The 5833-nt window shown below is 70.4% G+C and carries 5 protein-coding genes; 2 read left to right on the forward strand and 3 right to left on the reverse strand.

Going from position 1 to position 5833, the window contains the following annotated elements; translation table 11 throughout:
- Nucleotides 1–2041 (forward strand): M4 family metallopeptidase (locus tag AB0C29_RS30135; RefSeq protein WP_360827120.1); only part of this gene is annotated, 2041 nt, incomplete at its 5' end.
- Nucleotides 2042–2297: 256 nt separating this feature from the next.
- Nucleotides 2298–2543 carry a hypothetical protein gene (locus tag AB0C29_RS30140; protein WP_360554635.1) on the forward strand — a complete coding sequence of 82 codons (246 nt, stop codon included), beginning with the start codon at nucleotides 2298–2300 and terminating at the stop codon, nucleotides 2541–2543.
- A 77-nt stretch (nucleotides 2544–2620) separates the two neighbouring features.
- Here AB0C29_RS30140 and AB0C29_RS30145 read toward each other — a convergent pair whose 3' ends face one another.
- The 3 genes from AB0C29_RS30145 to AB0C29_RS30155 all read right to left on the reverse strand — a co-directional run bounded on the left by AB0C29_RS30145 (nucleotide 2621) and on the right by AB0C29_RS30155 (nucleotide 5790).
- On the reverse strand, nucleotides 2621–3619 hold the full coding sequence (locus AB0C29_RS30145) for a TerC family protein (protein WP_360827123.1): 999 nt from the start codon (nucleotides 3617–3619) through the stop codon (nucleotides 2621–2623).
- Nucleotides 3620–3726: 107 nt separating this feature from the next.
- Nucleotides 3727–4497, reverse strand: coding sequence for a class III extradiol ring-cleavage dioxygenase (locus tag AB0C29_RS30150; protein WP_360827126.1), 771 nt, complete (start codon nucleotides 4495–4497; stop codon nucleotides 3727–3729).
- A 63-nt stretch (nucleotides 4498–4560) separates the two neighbouring features.
- Nucleotides 4561–5790 carry a DUF1501 domain-containing protein gene (locus AB0C29_RS30155; RefSeq protein WP_360827129.1) on the reverse strand — a complete coding sequence of 410 codons (1230 nt, stop codon included), beginning with the start codon at nucleotides 5788–5790 and terminating at the stop codon, nucleotides 4561–4563.
- Between the last annotated feature and the right edge of the window lie 43 nt (nucleotides 5791–5833).

Consider the following 5833-nt stretch of genomic DNA (forward strand, 5'->3'; position numbering starts at 1 on the left):
CGCCGGTGACGACCTCAAGCGCACCGGTGTCGAGCAGGGCACCCGCGGCCTGCAGTACGTGACCTACGCGCGCACCTTCAAGGGCCTGGCCGTGGTCGGCGGCGACGTCGTCGTCACCACGGACGCGGCCGGCACGGTCAAGGACACCGCGGTCGCCGAGACCGCCGCCATCTCCGTCGGCACCACCGCGAAGATCACCGCGGCCCGGGCGGCGGCCATCGCCAAGGCCCGGCTGGCCAAGGTGGACAGTGCGAGCACGCCCGAGCTCAAGGTGCTCGCCGGGGACAGCCCCAAGCTGGCCTACGAGGCCGTCGTCGAGGGCCGTACGGCGCAGAACAAGCCGAGCAACCTGCACATCTTCGTCGACGCGGCCACCGGCGCGGTGCTCGACGAGATCGACTACGTGCGTGAGGGTTCCGGCAACGGCTACTACTACGGCAACGTCACCATCAACACCTCGGGCTCCGGCTCCTCGTTCTCCATGACCGACTCCACCCGTCCGGGCCTGAAGTGCGGCGGGCAGAACGGGTCGGCGTACACCGGCACCGACGACGCCTGGGGGACGGGCTCCGGCACCAACCTGGAGACGGCCTGCGTCGACGCCCTGTGGGGCGCCCAGCGTGAGGTCGACATGTTCTCCTCGTGGTTCAACCGCAACGGCATCCTCGGCAACGGCAACACGCCGCCGATCCGGGTCGGGCTCGCCGACGTGAACGCGTACTGGAACGGCTCGTACGTCAACTTCGGCCACAACCAGGCCAACACCCGCCAGGCCACTCCGATCGACGTGGTCGGCCACGAGCTCGGCCACGCCGTCTTCCAGACCACCCCGGGCGGCGCGGGCAGCGGCAACGAGAACGGCGGCCTGAACGAGTCCACCGGCGACATCTTCGGCGCGCTGACCGAGGCGTTCGCCAACAGCCCGCTCGACCCGCCGGACTACCAGGTCGGCGAGGAGGTCGACCTGGTCGGCCAGGGCCCGATCCGGTACATGTACAACCCGTCGCTCGCCGGCGACCCGAACTGCTACTCGTCGTCGATCCCGTCGACCGAGGTGCACGCCGCGGCCGGTCCGCTGAACCACTGGTTCTACCTGACCGCCGAGGGCTCGAACCCGACCAACGGCCAGCCCGCCAGCCCGACCTGCAACTCGAGCACGGTGACCGGCCTGGGCATCCGCAAGGCCGGCGAGATCTACTACAACGCGATGCAGTCCAAGACCTCGACCTGGAAGCACGCCGGGGTCCGGACCGCGACGCTGGCCGCCGCGAAGAACCTGTACGCCCCCAGCTGCGCCGAGTTCAACGCCGTCAAGGCGGCCTGGGCCGCGGTCAGCGTCCCCGCGGTGAGCGGCGAGGCCACCTGCACCACCGGTACGCCGACCAACGACTTCTCGGTGTCGGTGTCGCCCACCTCGGGCACCGTCGCGGCCGGCTCGTCGGCCACCACCACCGTGGCCACGGCGACCACCTCCGGTTCGGCGCAGAGCGTGGCGCTGACCGCCGCCGGCCTGCCGAGCGGGGCGACCGCCTCGTTCAGCCCGGCCTCGGTGACCTCCGGCTCGTCGTCGACCCTGACGATCAGCACCACGGCGGCCACCCCGTCGGGCAGCTACCCGATCACCGTCACGGGCACCGGCTCGGCGACGCACACCGCCACCTACACGCTGACGGTCACCGGCGGCACCGGTGGCAGCTGCACCGGCACCAACGCCACGGACGTGTCCATCCCGGACGCCGGTTCGGCGGTGACCAGCACGATCACGATCGCCGGCTGTGCCCGGTCGGCGTCGTCGGCCTCGACCGTGGCCGTCAACATCGTCCACACCTACCGCGGTGACCTGGTCGTCGACCTGGTGGCCCCGGACGGGACCGCGTACCGGCTGAAGAACAGCAGCAGCTCGGACAGCGCGGACAACGTCGCCACGACGTACACGGCGAACCTCTCCTCGGAGGCCGCCAACGGCGCCTGGAAGCTCCAGGTCCGTGACGTCTACAGCGCCGACACCGGCTACATCAACACCTGGACCCTGACCCTCTGACCTTCAAGCACCACTCCGGAGGCCCGTGGCGAGCGCCGCGGGCCTCCGTTGTGTCCGGAAACACGGCCCGCCGGCGCAATGGTCTGACCAGGACATTGGCAACGGAGAGTGACCTGGGCTACAGAGATCCGGTGGCCGCCATCACTTCTGTAGCGGAGGTTTTACCTGGTCGGTTTGTTGTGGAAGCCCGGAGCCCGGATGGTTGTTGCAGGAAGCGACGACGCTTTCGCCGTCACTCATCGTGAGGAGAAGGATCATGCCTTTCACCACCCAGCTGCGCGACGTCCGCGTGAACCTGGCGAACCGTCGCACCGAGCGGACCGCCCGGCGCCGGCTCAGCGCCGAGCTCGCGGCGTTCCAGACCCCGGCCGAGCGCGCCGAGCTCGACTTCATCCTGGGCCGGCACACGCAGGAGGAGACGCGGGAGATCCGCGAGATCCTCAACCAGCAGGACTACGAGCGACAGCGGGCCGGCAGCGGCATCGGCGGCTATCGCGGCTGACGCCCGCCACCTGACCCGAGAACGGCCCCGGCACTGTCGCCGGGGCCGTTCTTGTCATGTCAGTCCAGCTTGCTGTGTCACTCCTGGTCGGACCGGTCCTCGCGGGCCCGCAGGGCGCCCGCGTGCGCGATCGTGTCCGGGTCCTTGCGGATCTTGATGAGGCTGGCCACGGTCGTGATGATCAGCACCGCGACGATGACGCCGAGCGAGACCGGGGTGCTGACCTCCGGCACCGCCGTGCTGATGTCCTTGTGCGCCCAGTGCAGCACCAGCTTGACGCCGATGAAGGCCAGGATGATCGACAGTCCCGTGGAGAGGTAGACCAGCCGGTCCAGCAGGCCCTTGACCAGGAAGAAGAGCGCCCGCAGGCCGAGCAGGGCGAACGCGTTCGCGGCGAAGACGATGAACGCCTCCTCGGTGACGCCGAAGACCGCGGGGATCGAGTCGAGCGCGAACAGCAGGTCGGCGCTGCCGATCGCGATCAGCGTGATGAACAGCGGGGTGGCCGTCCGCTTGCCGTCGATGCGGGTGAACATCTTGCCGCCGTGGAAGTCCTGGGTGACCGGGAAGAGCCGCTTGGCCCCGCGTACCACGGCGTTGTCGGGATCGGGGTCCTCGTCGCGGTGCCGGAACAGCTGCACCGCCGTGTAGATCAGGATCAGGCCGAAGATCAGGAACATGAACGAGAACAGCGACAGCAGCGTCGCGCCCAGCGCGATGAAGATGACCCGCAGCACCAGCGCGATGATGATGCCGAAGGTCAGCACCTCCTGCTGGTACTTCTCCGGCACGGCGAAGGTGCCCATGATGATCACGAAGACGAAGAGGTTGTCGACCGACAGACTCTTCTCGACGATGTAGCCGGCGAAGTACTCCGTGCCGTAGTCCCAGCCGGCGATCGCGGCGAAGACAAAACCGAACGCGATGGCGATCGCGATGTAGAAGACCGACCAGGCGGTGGCCTCACGGAAACCGACGGCGTGCGGGCGCAGCACACCGAGGGTCAGGTCGAGGGCGAGCAGGGCGACGATGACCGCGATGGTCAGCGTCCAGCCGAGCGCGGTGACCTCCAGCATGGGGAAGGAACCTCCGGGCGTGAGTCAGCAGGGGCGGTTGGCGGAATGTACCCACAAGGTTCCCTGGTCAGGCTGGGAAGATCCTGAATTCCCCCCCCGCCCGTGGCTCAGACGACCTGGAACGAGCGCTTGGACAGGCCCATCCAGAAGCCCTCGATCGGCTGCTCCGGGCTCCGCTCGGGGTCGGCCGCGGCGCCCAGGGTGAGGAACATCGGCGCGAAGTGCTCGATCGTCGGGTGCGCGTACGGCATCCCGGGCGCCCGCTCCCGGAAGTCGGCCAGCTCGTCGATCGCCCCGCGGGCCAGGGTCTCGGCCGTCCAGGCGTCGAAGTCCCGCGACCAGCCCGGCGCCGCCGCCTCCGGCCGGAAGTCGCGCAGGAACGGCAGCCCGTGGGTGGTGAAGCCGGAGCCGACGATGAGCACACCCTCCTCGCGCAGCGGCGCCAGCCGGCGGCCGATCTCCAGCAGCCGGTCGGGCTCGAGGGTGGGCAGCGACATCTGCAGCACCGGGATGTCGGCGTCCGGGTACATGACCGTGAGTGGCACGTACGCCCCGTGGTCGAGCCCCCGGCCGGTACGGGTGACGCGCTCACGGTCGGGCATGAGCTTCTCGATCTGCGTGGCCAGCTCGGGCGCACCGGGCGCCCGGTACTGCACCTCGTAGTAGTGGCGGGGGAAGCCGCCGAAGTCGTAGACCAGCGGCACCGTCTCGGTGGCCCCGAGCATCAGGGGCGCCGACTCCCAGTGCGCGGAGGCCATCAGGATCGCCTTGGGCCGGGGCAGGTCCCGGGCGAGCTCCTGGAGCTGGCCGACCCAGGTGGGATCGTCGACCAGCGGCGGCGCGCCGTGGCTGATGAACAGGGCGGGCATGGCGCTCATGGAAACCTCCGGACTTGACGCTTCAACTACCAGGCTCCACGATACGGCGTATTAGTTGAGTCGTCAACTAAATGTGAGGCGGCCGCGCCAGCCGTCCAGGATCCGTTCCGGCTCGGCGTCCAGCACGTCGGCGAGCAGCATCGCGTACACGTCGCGGAAGTCGACCGTGTGGCGCAGGTCGCCGTCGTCGAGGTCGGTCAGGCTCGGCGCCTCGCCGTAAAGGCCGCCCTTGATGCCGGCGCCGAGCAGCAGGACGTTGGAAGCGGTGCCGTGGTCCGTGCCGTCCGAGGCGTTGGCCTTGACCCGGCGGCCGAACTCCGAGTAGACCGCGACCACCACGTCCCGCCCGGCCTCGGTGCCGGCCATCCGCTCCACGAACGCGGCCAGCGGCTTGTCGAGCTTGGTCAGCAGCGCCTCCTGCGCGGCCTTCTCGTCGGCGTGCAGGTCGAAGCCGCCGAGCGACACCGAGTAGACCCGGGTGGCCGCGCCCGCCTCGACGCAGCGGGCCACCAGGGCGAGCTGCTGGTCCAGCGGCGGTGCCTGGCCGCCGGTCGCGGTCGCCTGGCCCTCGGCGTCGTCCTCCTCCGCCTCGGCCGCGACGTCGGTCATCAACCCCTGCACGCGGACCAGGTCGGCGAAGCAGGCCGCCGCCCGCGCCTGGGCCGGCGACTCACCGGCGGCCGCGGTGCCGAAACCGTCGAGGACCGGCTTCGTCACTCCCTTCGGCAGGGTCAGCGCGCCGCCCGGGACGGTCGCTCCCGCGCTGGTGGCGCCGGCCAGCAGCGGTGGCAGGACCGGCTCGAACGAGAACGCCAGCCGCGGATCCCCGCCCGCGGTGTCCAGCCACCGGCCCAGCCAGCCGGTGGTGCCGGGACGCTCCGGGGCGGCTGTCTGCCAGATGTCCATGGACCGGAAGTGGCTGCGGTCCGGCTTCGGGTAGCCGACGCCGCGGACGACGGCGAGGCGCTGGTCGCCGTACAGTTTGTGCAGGCCCTTCAGTCCGGGGTTGAGCCCGGCGCCGTCCTCGAGCGCGAGCACCTGCCCCTCGTCGTAGGCGAGGCCCGGCCGGGCCGCGGCATAGGCCGGATCCGTGTACGGGATGACGGTGTTGAGGCCGTCGTTGCCGCCGTAGAGCGTGACCAGCACCAGGATCTTGCCGGGCTCCCGGTCTCCGGCGGTGGCCAGGATGTCGCGCAGGGCGTAGGCGGAGCCGCCGGCCGCGAGCGCGCCGGCTCCGACGACGCCGCTCGGCGGCCGATCAGGGGAGAGATTCCCTGGAGGTTCCGTGTTCACGCTGCTCGACCGGCTGCCGCCGAAGGCCCGTACCGGATTGGAC

Source organism: Actinoplanes sp. NPDC048791 (assembly GCF_040650095.1).
In the GTDB taxonomy this organism is placed as follows: domain Bacteria; phylum Actinomycetota; class Actinomycetes; order Mycobacteriales; family Micromonosporaceae; genus Actinoplanes.

Coding starts and splice junctions, on each gene's coding strand:
- AB0C29_RS30150 (WP_360827126.1), bottom strand. CDS start 4,497: ATGAGCGCCATGCCCGCCCTGTTCATCAGCCACGGCGCGCCGCCGCTG.
- AB0C29_RS30145 (WP_360827123.1), bottom strand. CDS start 3,619: ATGCTGGAGGTCACCGCGCTCGGCTGGACGCTGACCATCGCGGTCATC.
- AB0C29_RS30140 (WP_360554635.1), top strand. CDS start 2,298: ATGCCTTTCACCACCCAGCTGCGCGACGTCCGCGTGAACCTGGCGAAC.